14 protein-coding genes are annotated in these 15,591 nt (G+C 67.6%); 6 read left to right on the forward strand and 8 right to left on the reverse strand.

All coding sequences use genetic code 11. The features are described 5' to 3' along the window. Positions 1-9 precede the first annotated feature (9 nt). Positions 10-993, reverse strand: a complete 984-nt coding sequence (locus tag D7316_RS10860; RefSeq protein WP_124711254.1) for an LLM class F420-dependent oxidoreductase — start codon at positions 991-993, stop codon at positions 10-12. Between the two features lie 149 nt (positions 994-1,142). On the opposite strand from D7316_RS10860, the gene D7316_RS10865 reads away from it, so the two are divergent. Then, positions 1,143-1,793 (forward strand): TetR/AcrR family transcriptional regulator, encoded by a 651-nt coding sequence (locus tag D7316_RS10865; RefSeq protein WP_124708260.1) that lies wholly within the window; start codon positions 1,143-1,145, stop codon positions 1,791-1,793. Positions 1,794-1,950: 157 nt separating this feature from the next. Here the strand turns inward: D7316_RS10865 and D7316_RS10870 are convergent, their stop codons facing one another. Continuing rightward, positions 1,951-2,940, reverse strand: coding sequence for an NHL repeat-containing protein (locus tag D7316_RS10870; RefSeq protein ID WP_232016865.1), 990 nt, complete (start codon positions 2,938-2,940; stop codon positions 1,951-1,953). Positions 2,941-3,075: 135 nt separating this feature from the next. Here D7316_RS10870 and D7316_RS10875 point away from each other — a divergent pair, with 135 nt between their 5' ends. The 3 genes from D7316_RS10875 to D7316_RS10885 are packed head-to-tail and all read left to right on the forward strand — an operon-like array spanning position 3,076 to position 6,927. Further along, on the forward strand, positions 3,076-3,660 hold the full coding sequence (locus D7316_RS10875; protein WP_124708261.1) for a TetR/AcrR family transcriptional regulator: 585 nt from the start codon (positions 3,076-3,078) through the stop codon (positions 3,658-3,660). After that, on the forward strand, positions 3,653-5,209 hold the full coding sequence (locus D7316_RS10880) for a flavin-containing monooxygenase (protein ID WP_124708262.1): 1,557 nt from the start codon (positions 3,653-3,655) through the stop codon (positions 5,207-5,209). The genes D7316_RS10875 and D7316_RS10880 overlap by 8 nt, the downstream gene beginning before the upstream one ends. Next, positions 5,206-6,927, forward strand: coding sequence for a GMC family oxidoreductase N-terminal domain-containing protein (locus tag D7316_RS10885; RefSeq protein WP_124708263.1), 1,722 nt, complete (start codon positions 5,206-5,208; stop codon positions 6,925-6,927). The genes D7316_RS10880 and D7316_RS10885 overlap by 4 nt, the downstream gene beginning before the upstream one ends. A 26-nt stretch (positions 6,928-6,953) precedes the next feature. Here D7316_RS10885 and D7316_RS10890 read toward each other — a convergent pair whose 3' ends face one another. From D7316_RS10890 to D7316_RS10900, 3 genes are all read right to left on the reverse strand, one after another. Then, on the reverse strand, positions 6,954-7,766 hold the full coding sequence (locus tag D7316_RS10890; RefSeq protein ID WP_124708264.1) for a mycofactocin-coupled SDR family oxidoreductase: 813 nt from the start codon (positions 7,764-7,766) through the stop codon (positions 6,954-6,956). Between the two features lie 87 nt (positions 7,767-7,853). Then, entirely contained in the window at positions 7,854-8,471 is a 618-nt protein-coding gene (locus D7316_RS10895; RefSeq protein ID WP_124708265.1) for a TetR family transcriptional regulator, read from the reverse strand. Between the two features lie 19 nt (positions 8,472-8,490). Then, a complete protein-coding gene (locus D7316_RS10900) occupies positions 8,491-10,731 on the reverse strand; it encodes an MMPL family transporter (protein ID WP_124708266.1) in 2,241 nt (746 codons plus the stop codon). Between the two features lie 194 nt (positions 10,732-10,925). Between D7316_RS10900 and D7316_RS10905 the strand changes: the two genes are divergently transcribed. Then, positions 10,926-11,552: an alpha-ketoglutarate-dependent dioxygenase AlkB gene (locus tag D7316_RS10905; protein WP_124708267.1), complete on the forward strand. Its 627-nt coding sequence runs from the start codon at positions 10,926-10,928 to the stop codon at positions 11,550-11,552. Between the two features lie 103 nt (positions 11,553-11,655). Beyond that, on the forward strand, positions 11,656-12,180 hold the full coding sequence (locus tag D7316_RS10910) for a hypothetical protein (protein ID WP_124708268.1): 525 nt from the start codon (positions 11,656-11,658) through the stop codon (positions 12,178-12,180). A gap of 21 nt (positions 12,181-12,201) precedes the next feature. Here the strand turns inward: D7316_RS10910 and D7316_RS10915 are convergent, their stop codons facing one another. From D7316_RS10915 to D7316_RS10925, 3 genes are all read right to left on the reverse strand, one after another. Beyond that, complete coding sequence (locus tag D7316_RS10915) at positions 12,202-13,077, reverse strand: oxidoreductase (RefSeq protein ID WP_124711256.1); 876 nt, start codon at positions 13,075-13,077, stop codon at positions 12,202-12,204. A 61-nt stretch (positions 13,078-13,138) separates the two neighbouring features. After that, complete coding sequence (locus D7316_RS10920; RefSeq protein ID WP_124711257.1) at positions 13,139-14,794, reverse strand: adenylate/guanylate cyclase domain-containing protein; 1,656 nt, start codon at positions 14,792-14,794, stop codon at positions 13,139-13,141. Between the two features lie 220 nt (positions 14,795-15,014). Then, on the reverse strand, positions 15,015-15,563 hold the full coding sequence (locus D7316_RS10925) for a YceI family protein (protein ID WP_124708269.1): 549 nt from the start codon (positions 15,561-15,563) through the stop codon (positions 15,015-15,017). Positions 15,564-15,591 lie beyond the last annotated feature (28 nt).

Genomic DNA, 15,591 nt, shown 5'->3' on the forward strand with positions numbered 1-15,591 from the left:
CAACAGGCCTCAGCGCAGGGCGGGCATGACCTCGTTCACGAACAGGTCCAGCGAGCTGCTGTCGTGAGCGATGTCGGGGAAGTAGAAGATCCCGTAGGACATCCCGAGATCGGCGAGGGCGGTGAGATTGTCGATCACCTGCGATGGCGTGCCGACAGCCGGCATGCCGCGGAACGCACCGAGACTGGCCTTGGCCGCCTCGGCGGGCACGTGCCTCGCGAGACGCTCCTCGAGCGCGGCGAGCCGTTGTTCCACCTCGTCGGTGGTCTCGGCGAGGACGACGTTGTAGTTGGCCGACCGCACGATGGAGTCGTAGTCGCGTCCGAGGTCGGCGCAGTGTTGTTGCAGCACCGACGATTTGTGCGCGAAGCCATCGGGCGTCCCGTCGAAATTGGTGTAGTCGGCGTAGCGGGCGGCGATCCGCAACGTCTTGCGCTCGCCGCCACCGGCGATCCACAACGGCAGGCGGCCGGCGACCGGTTGCGGCGCACAGATCGCGTCGTCGACCTGGTAGTGCTTACCGGCGAAGGTGGCGCGACCACCTTCCCACGCCTGCTTCATGATCTGCACGCCCTCGTCGAGGCGGGCGAGTCGCTCACCTGCCGACGGGAAGCCGTAGCCGTAGGCGCGCCACTCCTGTTCGTACCATCCGGCACCGATGCCCATCTGCACACGCCCGCCCGAGATCAGGTCGGCCGTGGCCGCCACCTTGGCCAGGTACATCGGATTGCGATAGCTCATCGCCGTGCACATCTGACCGATGTCGACCCGAGAGGTCGTGGCGGCGAATGCCGACACCAGCGACCAGGCCTCGTGGGTCGCCTCGTCGGTCGGCATCGGCACGGTGTGGAAGTGGTCATAGACCCAGATCGAATCCCAGCCGCTCTCCTCGGCCGACGTCGCGAGCGACGACATCACCGACCATTGCTCGGCCGGCGCGATGCCGGTGAGGTCGAGCCGCCAACCCTGGGGAATGAAGAGTCCGAAGCGCATACGCACCACGCTACCCAACGCGCCGGCGCGCACCCCCCGACTCATCCATCTCGTCCACTCACGAGCCGGGGTCCGCTCCGGCGGATGTCCTACACTGATCTCCAGCCCGGCCGGTGTTGTGCCGGCGGCAGGTGGGGAGTGCGGCGACGATGGCGAGGGCTCGGAACGCGCAGGTCGAGACCACGCGCGCACGAATCCTGTCCACGGCGGAACGTCTGTTCGCCGAGCAGGGTGTCGCCGCGGTCTCCAACCGACAGATCTGCGAGGCCGCCGATCAGGGCAACAACTTCGCGGTCGGCTACCACTTCGGCGGCAAGAACGAGCTCCTGCTGGCCATCCTCGAACACCACAACACCCATATCGAACCGCTCCGCAGGCAGATGCTCGATGCCCTCGGCCCGGTGGTCGAGATCCGTGACTGGATCACCTGTCTCGTCCAGCCGCAGACCGACTACTTCGAATCCCTCGGAACACCAACGTATTTCGCACGGTTCTGCGCACACGTGACGACCGATCCGAAGTTTCAGGTCATGCTCTATCAGCAGGCGACCGTATCCGAGGCGTTGATGTCGGTCCTGGCCGGCCTCTACGGATCACTTCCGGCACTGCCGGACGAGGTGCTGGCGTGCCGAGACTCCATGGCACGCAACATGATCCTGCACACCCTCGCCGACTTCGAACGCTCGCTGGCCGACGCGGACCCGTCCGCCGGGAATGCGGCACACTCGTGGTCCGACATCCGCGACATCCTCGTCGATGCGCTTGTCGGGGTGTGGTTGGCTCCGGTCAGCGCTCGGTGACGGAGACCGCACGCCCACTCGGGTGAGTCAGTCGACTGCGACAAATCCTGCGAGACGGTTTCCACACGCGAGAAAAACGCTGGTTCTGGTCACCCCCGGGGCCCCCCGGACCCCGGGGTCGACAACAGTAAAGCACGGCTGAGTCACCTGACTCAAATCATCGGCGAAGCGTGACGTCCAGGATCGCGCCGCCCTCGGTTCCCGCGAGCAGGCGGTTCGGCATCCCCGGGCGCTGGACGATCGCCGTCACCGGTTGGCCGACGCCGGCGACACAGACGCGGCGGGTCGGAAGGTCGATCGTGGCGATCTGCCCGGTCGTCAGCGCCACGACCAGGGTGCGGGCGTCCAGCGCGGCGAGGTCGTCGAGCAGGCCGGGCGCGGGCGCGGTCACGTCGGCGGCGACGGTGGTGGCCGCCGGATCGTCGATCGGCACCCGCAGGACACGCCCGGTGAGGCTCGTGGTGAGAGTGACATACAGATCGTTCCCGACGACGACGATGCCATTGGTGCTCGTCCCGTTGACCGTCGCCGACGGCGCCAGGTTCTTCGGCGACATCCGGGACCACGGCTCATCGATCCGGCCAGCGCGATCGATGCGCACGACGCCGAGATTGCCGTCGGCCACGTAGAGTCGGCCGGCCGCATCGAACGCCATGCCGTTCGGCATGCCCAGCCCCGAGGCGAAGACCTCGGCCCGGGGGACGGCCGCGGTCGGGTCCATCCGCAGTACCTGGCCGGTCAACGGCGTCCCGGGGAACATGTTGGCGGTGGTGTCGCCGGACGCGACGTAGAGCAGCCCGTCCGGACCCTGCCGGACCGCACCGGGCGCGGTGACCGGCACCGATGCCGTGCGCCTGCCCGACTCGTCGAAGCGTTCGACGACGTTGCCAAAGGTGCGCGATACCCACAGGTTCCCTGCCGTCACACCCGGCCCGTCGGCTGCACTCCCGACGGAATCGTAGGTGAGATTCTCCGCCCAGCCGGTCGGCGACGGCGCGGGTTTCGCCACGGTCACCGACACCGCCGGGCACGCCGGTCTCGCATCCGCCGTCGCCGTGGCCCCCACCGCAATCGACGAGACGAGAGCCCCGAGTGCCCCGACGATCGCCCCGGCACGCCGCGCCGCTGCGCTGCCCGATATCCCCACGATGATCTCCCCGCCTCGACGATGTGCTTCTGTGCAGGTCAGACGGTATCCGACCGCACCCGCCCATGGGTAGGTTCACCGATCGAACAAACAAGCAGTCTGGACTGTTTGTTGATTTCTGGCTACTCTTCGCCCATGACCGACGACACCGCCGCGCCGGCGCCGCGCACCCAGGCGCAACGCACAGCCGCCACCCAGGCGAAAGTGCTCGACGCGACGGTCGACGCGCTCGTCGAACTCGGCTACTCGGGGACCACCACGCAGGAGGTCAACCGTCGGGCCGGGGTGTCGCGTGGGGCGCTCCTCCACCACTTCCCCACGCGCGAGTCACTCGTCGTCGCCGCGGTGTCCCATCTGGTCGACCGCCGTCTCGCCGAACTGCTGTCGCGGCCGCGGACCGGCGACGAGGATCTCGACATCCTCGTCGAGGCGTTCAGCGGTCCGCTGTTCGACGCCGCCCTCGAACTCTGGGTGGCCGCTCGGACCGACCGCGGGCTCCGCGAGGCGATGATCCCGTTGGAGCAGAAGGTCTCCGACGCGTTGGCAGCCGGCTCAGCCGAACTCTTCGGCGCCCGTTACAACGCCGCACAGATCGAACTCACCGTGGAACTCGCCCGGGGCCTTGCGGTCTCGCGCATCCTGCGAACTCCGGAATCCGACCGCGCCTTCGTCGGTCGGCTGCTCCCCGTGTGGAAGGAAATACTGCAAAGCCATGTCTGACTCCTCATCCCCCTCCCCCGAGGTCCCCACATCATTGCCCGATCGGGTCGACGTGCTCGTGGTCGGAACCGGATTCGGCGGTCTCGCGGCCATCCACCGCCTCCGCACCGACCATCCCCGACTCCACGTCGCCGTGATCGAACGCGCAGCCGGACCGGGTGGCGTCTGGCGCGACAACGACTATCCGGGCGCCGCGTGCGATGTCCCGACGTCGCTGTACTCCCTGTCCTTCGCCGACAATCCCGACTGGTCACACACCTACGGCCGCCAGCACGAGATCCGTCGCTATCTGGAATCCGTTGCGCACCAACACCGTGATGTGATCCGCTACGACTGTCCGCTCACCGGGGCGACCTGGGACGACGACGCCCGGGAATGGGTCGCGGACACCGGCCTGGGAACGGTCCGCGCCCGACACCTCGTCGCGGCACCCGGCGCACTGTCCGAACCCGGTGTCCCGGATCTGCCCGGTTCGTCCGACTTCGACGGCACCGTGTTCCACACTGCCCGGTGGCAGCACGACCAGGACCTCACCGGCCGCAGTGTCGCCATCGTGGGCAGCGGCGCGTCGGCGATCCAGGTGGTCCCGGAGATCGCCGACAAGGTCGCGCATCTGACCGTGTTCCAGCGCACCCCGGCATGGGTGGTCCCGCGGCTCGACCGGTCCATCGGGCCGGTAGAGCGCTCTGTGTACCGGACGCTTCCGTTGACCCACAAGATCATCCGCGGGCTGACCTACCTGTACCGGGAGGCGTACGTGGTGATGATGGCGCGGCAGCCGAGGCTCCTGCCACTCGCCACCGCGCTGGCCAAGACACAGCTGCGTGTACAGGTGCCCGACCGTCGACTGCGGCGCCGTCTGACACCCGACTACACCATCGGATGCAAGCGAATGCTGCTGACCAACAAGTGGTTCCCGGCCCTGCAACGCGACAATGTCACCGTAACGGGGGCGATCGCGGGCCTGACGGCCGGCGGTGCCGTCGACGCCGACGGCACCGAGCACCCCGTCGACACCGTCATCTTCGCCACCGGATTCACCCCGACGGCCCCACCGATCGCCCGGATCCTCACGGGTCGCGGCGGGCGCACCCTGGCCGAGACCTGGGCCGGCTCACCGAATGCGTACCGCGGTGTCTCGATCCACGGGTTCCCCAATCTGCATCTGATGTACGGCCCCAACACGAATCTGGGCCACAGCTCCATCGTCCTGATGCTCGAACCGCAGGCCGCGTACATCTCGACCGTGCTGCGCCATCTGGACGAGCGCGGCCAACTCACCGTCGAGGTGACCGCCGACGCGCAACGCCGCTACGCCGACGAGATGGATCGCGAATTGTCCGGGACCGTATGGAATTCCGGGGGATGCTCGAGTTGGTACATGGACTCGTCCGGCCGCAACTCGGTCATGTGGCCGACGTTCACCCGGACCTATCGCACGATGATGACGCACTTCGACGACGCCGACCACACCATGACCGCACGCGGCGACACTGCGGCCCCGACGCTGTCGGCGGAGGCCGGCGACGCGCTCGGAGCCGCCCGATGATCGGCCGCACAGCCAAGGTTCGCGACCCCGAGGCACATTTCGACGTCATCGTCGTCGGGTCCGGATTCGGCGGCTCGGTGGCCGCACTCCGGCTGTCCGAGAAGGGATATCGCGTCGGTGTACTCGAGGCGGGCCGACGGTTCGCCGACGACGAACTGCCCGCGACCAGCTGGCGCCTACGGGACTACCTGTGGGCTCCGGCGCTGGGCTGCTTCGGTGTCCAGCGGATGCATCTGTTGCGTGATGTCCTGGTGATGGCGGGTGCCGGGGTCGGCGGCGGCTCCCTCAACTACGCCAACACGCTCTACCGCCCACCGTCGGCGTTCTTCGACGATCCGCACTGGGGATCGATCACCGACTGGGCCGACGAACTCGCTCCCTACTACGACCAGGCGGAGCGGATGCTCGGCGCCACCACCTATCCGCATGTCACCCCGGCGGACGACGTGATGCGAGAGGTCGCCGCGGAGTTCGGCGTCGGCGACACCTTCGTGGCCACCCCGGTCGGGGTCTTCTTCGGCGAGCCCGGGGTGTCCGTGCCGGACCCGTTCTTCGGCGGGGCCGGTCCCGAGCGTACCGGGTGTACCGACTGCGGCGCCTGCATGACCGGGTGTCGGGTCGGCGCCAAGAACACGCTGGTGAAGAACTACCTGCATCTCGCCGAACAGGCCGGGGCACAGATCATCCCGATGACGTCTGTGCACGAGGTCCGGCCCGATCCCGGCGGCGGGTACACCGTCGGGGTGCATCGCACCGGACGACGTCGCCGGACGCGCATGTACACCGCCGACGAGATCGTCCTGGCCGCCGGCACCTACGGCACCAACAAACTGCTGCTGTCGATGCAGCAGTCGGGCGCACTCCCCCGCCTGTCCGACCGATTGGGCCGCGTTGTCCGGACGAACTCGGAGGCGGTGCTCGCCGCGACCGCACGCGACCGCACGGTCGACTACACCCAGGGTGTCGCCATCACCTCGTCGTTCCACCCGAACGACCACACCCACATCGAGCCCGTCCGATATGGCAAGGGCAGCAACCTGATCGGTCTGCTGCAGGCGGTCTTGGTGGACGGCGGGGGCCGCGTACCGCGCTGGATCAAGGCGGTGGTCGCGATGCTGACCCACCCGGCCGCGACGATGCGGTCGCTGTCGGTGCGCCATTGGTCGGAGCGCACGATCATCGCCCTGGTCATGCAGACCGCCGACAACTCGATCGAACTCTTCGCGCGGCGCGGCCGGATCGGCCCGCGGCTGGCCAGTCGCGCCGGCGACGGCGATCCGCCGCCACGCTGGATTCCCGAGGGCCACCGGGCCGTTCGGTCGGTCGCCGAGCGCATCGACGGCGATGCGGGCGGATCCGTCGTCGACCTGCTGAACATCCCGATGACCGCACACTTCCTCGGCGGCTGCGCGATCGGGTCGGATGCACGCTCCGGTGTCGTCGACGCCTATCACCGCGTGTTCGGCCATCCAGGGCTGCACGTCGTCGACGGCGCGACGGTGTCTGCCAATCTCGGCGTCAACCCGTCGCTCACCATCACGGCGCAAGCCGAACGTGCGCTGGCGATGTGGCCCAACCGTGGCGACGTCGACCAGCGTCCCGAGGAGGGCACCGGTTACCTACCGGTCGACGCGATCCCACCGGCACACCCCGCGGTACCCGCCGATGCGCCCGGTGCGCTGCGGCTGCCGATCACCCCGGTGCGACGACGCGCCTGACCGACGTCTTCTGCCGCGAGGCGCGGTCAGAAGTACTGCGCGCCACCGTCGATCGAGATGTGCTCGGCGGTGATGAACTTCGATTCGTCGGAGGCCAGGAAGGCGACAACGTTGGCGATCTCGTCGGCCTCGGCGACGAACTGGTTGAGGAAGGTCATCCCCATCCCGGCGAGACGGGGATTGGCCGCATTGGTCTGCTCGATCCGGGAGACCATCTGTCCGGAACCCATCGGGGTCGCGACGGCTCCGGGGTGGATGCTGTTGACCCGGATGTTGTGGTTGCCGAGCTCGGCGGCGAACGCGCGGGTCATGCCGACCAGCGCATGTTTGCTGGTGGTGTAGTGGACCATGAACGGCTGCAGCTTCTTGCCGGCCAGCGAACTCGTCGCGATGATCGATCCGCCGCCGCGCTCGATCAGGTGCGGCGCCGTCGCGGTCACGGTGTTCCACACACCGATCACGTTGATGTCGATCGTGTCGCGGAAGCTGGTCGGCGTCACCTCGTCCCAGGTCTCCGGGATGCAGATGCCGGCATTCGCGACCACCACGTCGAGACCACCGAAGATCGACACGCCCTCGTCCACAGCGGCTCTCAGCGCATCGAGGTCGCGGACATCGCACTGCACGAGGTGGGCCTTGGCGCCCTGCTCCTCGATGAGCCGGCCGGTCTCCTCGACGTCGGCCGCGGTCGCCGAGTCATACGGGACGCCGGGCAGCGGGCCCGCGAGGTCCACGCCGATGATCTGTGCGCCTTCGGCGGCCAGTCGGACAGCGTGCGCCCGGCCTTGGCCGCGGGCCAGACCGGTGATGAAGGCGACCTTGTTGTCGAGTCGTCCCATGATGGGGCTCCTTTCGGATGACGGTTTCTCGGGGTGGCGAGCCCTCGCGGGAACGAGGTCTCGGGTGAGCCGTTCCGGCTCCGGACGTCAGAGCGGGAGGCCCCGTTCGAGAAGATCGATGGCCTCGAGCAGGGTGGCGAGCAGATCGTCCCCGTCCAGGTCGTCGGACTCGGCGAAGTGGAACATCACACCGCCGGCCGCGGCGATGAACACACGCAGCCGCAGATCGTCGGACGATCGGCCGGTGTAGTCGGCAAAGAAGTCGGTCAGCTCGGAGATCGCCCGATCCGACTCGATCTGGTAGGCGGTGCGCAACGCGGGTTCGGCCTGGATGAGTCGCATCCGGTCGGCGTTGTCGACCCACTCGTCCGCCGCCCCGACCCGGAACAGGTCGGTGACCAGTCGGCGTAACAGGTCGAAATGCCCGAGTCCCGGCGGAATCGCGGCCAATGCCTCCTCCCGCGCTTGTTCGAGATCGTCGGCGAGGACCACCTGTTCCTTCGACGCGAAGTACCGGAAGAACGTCGTGTGCGAGACCTCGGCCTCGCGTGCGATCTGTTCGACGGTCGTCTGCGCATACCCCTGCTCGGCGAACAAGCGCATCGCCGCGTCACGGATCGCCTTGCGGGTACGCATCTTGTTCTTCTCCCGCAGACCGATCCGACGCCCCGGGCCTGCGCCCGGGGTCGTCGTCGGTGTGGCCATGCTCGCCGTCCTCCTCGATTCAGCTCGTCGAACCCACGGGCTCCCGCGGTGTCGACTCGTGGTCGGAGGCCGGCAGCCCGCGGTCGCGGACGGCGCCACCCTCGATGTCGAAGTTCACCACGACCCGATCCAACCACTTCGGCAGACCCCACGCGCGATCTCCGAGCAAGGCGATAATCGCCGGAACCACCAGCATGCGGATGATGAAGGCGTCGAACAGGATCGCGACCGCGAGGGAGAACCCGAGCATCTTGGCTGTCGTGTCCGGCGACAGCATGAACGCGGCGAACACGCTGATCATGATGATCGCCGCCGACGTCACCACCCGGGCGCCGTGCCGGTACCCGGCGACGATGGCGTCCTTCGCCGACATGCCGTGGATGTATTCCTCGCGCATTCGTGTCACCAGGAACACCTGGTAGTCCATCGCGAGCCCGAACACCACGCCGATCAGGAAGATCGGCAGGAACGACAGGATCGGCTTGGGGTTGTCGATGAGGCCGAACGTCCCTTCCTGGAAGATCGCGACGGTCACGCCGAACGTCGCCAGGACCGAGAAGATGAACCCGACCGTGCCGATCAACGGCACCCAGATGGACCGGAAGACCCCGATCATGATCAGGAACGCCAGCCCGACGACGACCACGAGGTACGGGATCAGCGCCTTGTCCAGCTTGGCCGAGAGATCCGACATGATCGCGGTCTGCCCGCCGACGTGGAGCTGGGCCCCAGCGGCCTCCGCCGTGGAGGTGTAGGCGCGGATCTCCTCCATCAGGTCATGCGTGGCCCCATCGGATGGTGCACTCGTGGGTGTCACCGAGATCAAGGCGGTGTCCGCCCCGACATTCGGTCGCGCCTGTCCGTTGCCGATCCACGTCAGTGTGGTGGTGTTCGCGACGTCATCGAGGGTCTTGATGTGCGCGACGGTCCGCTCCGCGACGCCGCTGATGTCACCACCGTCGTCGTCGTGCAGCACCACGAGCAACGGACCGTTGATGCCCTCACCGAAGCCGCGTTGCAGCAGCGATTGCGCAGGTGCCTCGTCGTCGCTGGTCAGCGACATCCCGAGTTCCAGCTTCGTCATCGGGATGGCGGCCATGACCAGAACGGCCAGTCCGGCGATGATGAACGGCAACGGCCGCTTGACGACCGTCCGACCGACCTTGACGCCCAGGGTGTCCGCGGTGTCCGACTCCTCGGCGTGTTTGATCCACGGAATCCGCGGCAGGAAGGCGAAACGTCCGACCGCGCCGAGCAACGCCGGAATGAGGGTCAGCGCGGCGAGGACGGCGACGGCGACGGCCACCGCCGCACCCATGCCCATCTGGGTGATGAGCGGGATGCCGATCACCATCAGGGCCGCCACGGCGATGATGACCGTCAGACCGGCGAACACGACCGCCGAACCAGCCGTTCCCACGGCACGTCCGATCGCATCCGCCGGACTACCACCCCGCCGTCGTTCGGTCCGGAAGCGCGAGACGATGAACAACGCGTAGTCGATCGAGACCGCGATGCCGAGCATGGTCACGATGCCGGTGGCCGTCTCGTTGATGCTGAGGAACTCCGCCGAGAGCGTGAGCAACATGATCGTGAGCATCACGCCGACCAGTCCGGTGACGAGCGGGATGAAGGCGGCCACGATCGCACCGAACGCGACGATCATCACCACGAACGCCACGGCGAAACCGATCAGCTCGGCCGTGCCGCCGGCCTCCATCACCTGCATCAGCGAACCGGTGGCCTCCACCTGGAGTCCGCCGGCGCGGTGATCGGCGAGCAACTCCGTCAGTTCCTCTTTCTGGTCGACGGTGAGGTCCATGATCTCGACGTTCTGGCGGATCTGGATCAGACCGACCTTCCCGTCGTCGCCGACCACCGAGGACGCGAGCGCCGGCTGCGCCCGAGCAACCGTCAGCGGGTTGACCACGGTTGCCGCGTCGGTCAGTTCGGGAAGTTTCTGCAGGTCGGAGACGAGTGCGTCGATCTGCGCCGAGTGCGCGGCCAGCCCGTCGTCGGCGGCCACCAGCACACTGGTCGACGCCTGCGACTGCTGCTTCATCACATCGGGGAAATACTCCTCGACCTGCGACGTCGCGGTTCCGGAATCGGTCCCGGGCAGACTGAAGTCCTTCGCGAACTTGGGGCTCAACGCGCCGACCAGGCCCGAAACCGTGAGAGCGGCCAGCAACCAGACCGCGATCACCCACCACTTGTGCCGGAAGGAGAACCTCCCGACCCGAAACAAGAACGACGCCATGGTCTTCCCTTCGAATCCGACGTGCGACGACGCGGTTCATCACAAAGTGTTAGTGACTACCACTTGTTACTGGATAACAAAACATTCCGGCCTTCGCCACCACGAGGTGCGGTTTTGTGGCCGACCACTCCCCCGTCCGACCGAGCGACGTGGATCATCGAACACACGTTCGCATCGTCCGGTAGGCTGGGCCGATGACCGCGGGCATACAGGGGTCGCTCTTCGATCAGCAGGAAGACGAGACCCGCATCAGGTCTCTCGACGCGATCACACGCCGACCGCTCGCCGATGGCGCATGGGTCGATCTGCGGCCGGGGTGGATCTCCGGATCAGACCTGCTGTTCGATCGCCTTCGCGCGCAAGCCGCCTGGCGGGCCGAACGCCGCCGCATGTACGACCGTGTCGTCGATGTTCCGCGGCTCGTCGCGACCTATCTGGACGCCGGCACCTTCCCGGATCCGCTCCTGGTGCAGGCACGCGATGCCCTGACGCGCCACTACCGGCCGGAGCTGCCCGAGGGCTTCGCCACGGCGGGCCTCTGTCTCTACCGCGACGGCGCCGACAGCGTGGCGTGGCACGGCGACCGGATCGGCCGTGGTTCCGCCGAGGACACCATGGTCGCGATCCTGTCGCTGGGTTCGCCGCGCCCCCTCGCGTTGCGCCCGCGCGGCGGCGGCGCTGCGCTGAAGTTCGTCGTCGGCCCCGGCGATCTGCTGGTGATGGGCGGCAGTTGCCAGCGGACATGGGAGCATTCGGTCCCCAAGACCGTCGGCGTCGGCCCTCGGATCAGCGTCCAGTTCCGGCCGCCCGGGGTCTGGTAGACCGTTCCCGGCACTCCGGACATCGACACAACCCACGATCCCGGCGTCGTCGCGGTGATGGTTGAATCGGGGAGTTGCCCCGGGGTCGAGCCGAAAGAGAACCATGATCCGAAAGTCCGCCGCCGCCACCATGCTGACCGCTGCCGCGATCGCCGCCGCCGCCGCACCTGCGGCCGCAGGTCCGCTCGACAGCCTGTTCGGGAGTTCCGGATCGGGGAGTTCGGATCTCCTCGACACGGGTAGCGCGGCGCTCGGATCGTCGGGAAACAAGCCGCAGCACTTCGGGAAACTGGGACGACCCGACGCACCCAACGGTGTGAAGTCCATCAACGTCTGGGTGTATGCACCCAAGGCGCAACCCATCTCCCCCGGTGTCTACCCAAGGAACTCACAGCTCGGGGTGCGGTGGAACTCGACCATCGACTCCGGTCCGGTGATCGACGGCAATGAGTGCGCAATGCAGATCGCGTTGTCGGGACCCAAGATCCCGGCCAAGGCCAAGCTGACCAAAACCGCCGACTGCACCGCCGTGAAGTCCTTCTCGCTGCGGGCGCCCGGCTCCTACGCGATCACCGTCACCGACGGGATCTCCGGTGCGTCGAACTCCATCAAGTTCGACGTCCAGTAGGTTCCGGGCTTCGGGCCGACGTCACACCCCGAACGTGATGTCGGTCAGCTTCTCCGACGCTGTCCACAGTCCGTCGCGGAACACCTTGTCGTCGGCGCGCTTGTTGTAGCCGGAGATCCCCGGGGCTCCGTGAGCGCCGAACATCTGGGTCGGACCGTAGAAGGTGCCGTTGGTCGCGTCGGGCGAGGTCGCCGCGTACAGCGTCGGCAGGGCGCCGGCGGCGGCCGACTGCGCGAACACCTTGTTCGCGACGTTCATGAACACGTCCTCGACCGTGCCGGACTTGCCCTGCAGTTCGGTCGCGGCATAGCCGGGATGGGCGATGAGCGACGACGTCGCCGAACTACTGGCGGCCAGCCGCTCGGCGAGTTCTTTGCCGAACATCAGATTGGCCATCTTGGAGTCACCATAGGCGCGCCAGCGGCGATAGCGCCGCTTCTCCCAATTCAGGTCGCCGAGGTCGATCCGGCCGAACTGATGCATCGACGACGACAACGTCACGACGCGATCGGTGATCTTCGGCAACACCAACGCGGTCAGTGCGAAGTGTCCCAAATGGTTTGTGCCCATTTGCATGTCGAATCCCTGCGTCGTGCGGCGCAGCGGGATGGCCATCACACCGGCGTTGTTGATGAGCACGTCGGCGCCGGTGAGGTCGTCGGCGAAGGCACGCACCGAGTCGAGGTCGGCGAGGTCCAACCGCGCGATCGTCGCGGACGATCCGATCTCCCGCGCCACCACCTCGGCCTTTTCCGTGTTCCGGCACGCGAGGACGACGTTCGCGCCGGCGGCCGCGAGCGCTTTCGCGGTCTCCGCGCCCAGACCGCTGTTGGCGCCCGTGATGACCACCGTTCGGCCCGATTGATCCGGGATGTCTGCTACCGACCACTCACCCATGCGCTCGCGCCCCCTGTTCATCGAATGATGTGACCCACGCTATTGACGGCACCCGGGGCCGTCAACGGCGGACCCGCATGAGTGGCAGCCGCAGCAGCCCGATCAGTCCCACCCGTCGGGCCGGCCGCAGCAGTCCCGAGATCACCCCGGCGACCGTCGGCGCCGACGGCTCGGCAACCATCGAATCGGGCACGAACACCTCGGTCGGTCGAGGTCGGCCGCGGAGCGTCCGCGTGCCCACCGAACGCCAGTGATCGGCTTCGTCACCCGCCGCGGCGATCGCGGCGTCACCCGCGAGGACCGGCACCGTCGCATGCTTGGCGAGCTCGGAGAGGCGAGCGCACTCGTTCACCGGGTCACCGATCACGGTGTACTCGTAGCGTTGCTCGGCTCCGACGTTGCCGGCGAACGACATGCCATAGGAGACCCCGATCCCCCACCGCACCGGTAGTTCCTCGAGCCGAGTCGCCAGATCGCGGGCGGCACGCAGCGCGGCGCCGGACGGGTCGTCGATGGCGACCGGCACCCCGAACACCGCCAGTGCCGCATCGCCCTCGAACTTGTTGACGAAGCCGGAGTGGGTGTCCACGACGTCGGCGACGATGGTGAAGAAGCTGTTCAGCAACTTCACGGTGGTCTGCGGATCCTGTTGGGCGGCAATCGACGTCGATCCGACGATGTCGACGAACAACACCCCGGCGAGGGCATTGGTGCCGTGCATCCCGACCCCTCGTTCCAAGGCCAGCTCCGCGACCGTGTCGCCGACGTGGCGGGCGAACAGTTCACGCATGCGTTCGCGCTCGTCGAGCCCGGCGACCATCTCGTTGAATCCGTGTTGCAGGACACCGAGTTCCGATGAGTCGTACACCGCGACCTGGGCCGTGAGGTCTCCGCCGTCGACGCGCTCGACCGCGCGCCGAAGATCGAGCAGCGGATCGGCGATCGCCCGGCCGACCAGCACCACGACGCGTGCGCCCGCGGCCAGTCCCACGAGCGCGAGGACCGCGGATGCCCAGTCGACGGGCCCTATCGCCGGCGGCAACATACCCGCCCATCGGCCCCCGTTGAGGATGAGCAGGCCGACCATCGGTACCGCCGAACTCACTGCCCACACCGCGAACATCCGCGAGCGCACACCGTGCACCACATGCTGAGCCGGATTGTCTTTGAGGGCGACCACCGCCAGCGGGCGGGCCGCGCGTTCGGCGAAGACATACGTGATGCAGGAACTGGAGAAGCCCGCCATCATGAACGCCACCGCCACCCCGACCACGGTCTGCGCGGTGAGTTCACTCGCGGCAACGACATACGCCAGGACGGCGACGGTCCATGCGACGAGGGTGGTGGATACCTGGAGTCCGGGGATGCGCTGCACCGCCCGCCGGCGGGCATGGTCGGCGGGACGCCCGCTGACGAACCAGCGCAGCTGCGGCTTGAACACCGCGAGGCCCAGGATCACGTTGATCAGCAGGCCGGTGATGATTGCGATGACCACGGCGGGAAAGTTGGGTGCACCGATCGTGGTGTCGAAGTTGAGCTGCCCGCCGTTGAAGGCGAGTTGCACCAGCAGAAATGTCTCGACGCCGACAAGGCAGTTCGCCGAACCGATGGTGACCGCCGCCGCGCCCGTGGCCCAGCGGGCCATCCGGGCGCGTTCGGCGATGGTGAGATCGGTCCAGCTGCGGTGTTGCGGCGCGCGCAGGTGACCCCAGAACATCGACGGCAGTACAAGCCCGCCCCACGACCCGACGGCGTCGGCCCGGGGGCCGCGTGGTCGCACCATACGGCCACCTCCCTGCCCAGCGGCTACCCGTCAGCCTACCCAACCCGCCGATGATGCAGGTCACACAAGAACGGGAGCCGATGCCGCGCACGTGTGGCGCGGCACCGACTCCCGTCGGAGAGGTCGAACGCGGAGCTCGGCTCCGGGCTCGGGATCAGGCAGGCTGGCCGGCCTCGATCTCGAGGGTGATGGTGACCTTGTCACCGACGACGACGCCGCCGCCCTCGAGCGGCATGTCGATGTCGATGCCGAAGTCCTTGCGGTTGAGAACGGTCTTGGCCTCGAAGCCGGCGACCGGTCCGTGGCCCATGCCCGGGTTCACACCGTTGAACTCGAGGTCGAGCTCGACGGCCTTGGTGACGCCCTTGAGGGTGAAGTCGCCGGTGAGGACGTAGTCGTCGCCCTTGGGCGCGACACCGGTGGAGACGAAGGTGGCCTTCGGGAACTTCTCGGCGTCGAAGAAGTCGGCGGACTTGATGTGGCCGTCACGCTGCTCGTTGCCGGTGGTGATCGAGGTGACGTCGATCTCGGCCTGGACGGCGGGGGTGCCGTCCTCGGCGATGGTGATGGTGCCGGTGAAGGACTCGAAGTTGCCGCGCACCTTGCTGACCATGAGGTGCTTGACGGAGAACGCGACGGCGGAGTGGGCCGGGTCGATGGTCCAGGTGCCGGCGGCGATGGGGGCGGTTACGGCTGTGGTCATGGTGACATTCCTTCGGAGTGGTCTCGTG

Source organism: Gordonia insulae (assembly GCF_003855095.1).
GTDB lineage: Bacteria > Actinomycetota > Actinomycetes > Mycobacteriales > Mycobacteriaceae > Gordonia > Gordonia insulae.

What these genes read in the sequence shown, in the direction of transcription:
- D7316_RS10920 (WP_124711257.1), bottom strand. Translation starts at nt 14,794, where the DNA reads ATGTTCTGGGGTCACCTGCGCGCGCCGCAACACCGCAGCTGGACCGAT.
- D7316_RS10910 (WP_124708268.1), top strand. Translation starts at nt 11,656, where the DNA reads ATGATCCGAAAGTCCGCCGCCGCCACCATGCTGACCGCTGCCGCGATC.
- D7316_RS10890 (WP_124708264.1), bottom strand. Translation starts at nt 7,766, where the DNA reads ATGGGACGACTCGACAACAAGGTCGCCTTCATCACCGGTCTGGCCCGC.
- D7316_RS10900 (WP_124708266.1), bottom strand. Translation starts at nt 10,731, where the DNA reads ATGGCGTCGTTCTTGTTTCGGGTCGGGAGGTTCTCCTTCCGGCACAAG.
- D7316_RS10895 (WP_124708265.1), bottom strand. Translation starts at nt 8,471, where the DNA reads ATGGCCACACCGACGACGACCCCGGGCGCAGGCCCGGGGCGTCGGATC.
- D7316_RS10865 (WP_124708260.1), top strand. Translation starts at nt 1,143, where the DNA reads ATGGCGAGGGCTCGGAACGCGCAGGTCGAGACCACGCGCGCACGAATC.
- D7316_RS10880 (WP_124708262.1), top strand. Translation starts at nt 3,653, where the DNA reads ATGTCTGACTCCTCATCCCCCTCCCCCGAGGTCCCCACATCATTGCCC.
- D7316_RS10915 (WP_124711256.1), bottom strand. Translation starts at nt 13,077, where the DNA reads ATGGGTGAGTGGTCGGTAGCAGACATCCCGGATCAATCGGGCCGAACG.
- D7316_RS10925 (WP_124708269.1), bottom strand. Translation starts at nt 15,563, where the DNA reads ATGACCACAGCCGTAACCGCCCCCATCGCCGCCGGCACCTGGACCATC.
- D7316_RS10905 (WP_124708267.1), top strand. Translation starts at nt 10,926, where the DNA reads ATGACCGCGGGCATACAGGGGTCGCTCTTCGATCAGCAGGAAGACGAG.
- D7316_RS10875 (WP_124708261.1), top strand. Translation starts at nt 3,076, where the DNA reads ATGACCGACGACACCGCCGCGCCGGCGCCGCGCACCCAGGCGCAACGC.
- D7316_RS10885 (WP_124708263.1), top strand. Translation starts at nt 5,206, where the DNA reads ATGATCGGCCGCACAGCCAAGGTTCGCGACCCCGAGGCACATTTCGAC.
- D7316_RS10860 (WP_124711254.1), bottom strand. Translation starts at nt 993, where the DNA reads ATGCGCTTCGGACTCTTCATTCCCCAGGGTTGGCGGCTCGACCTCACC.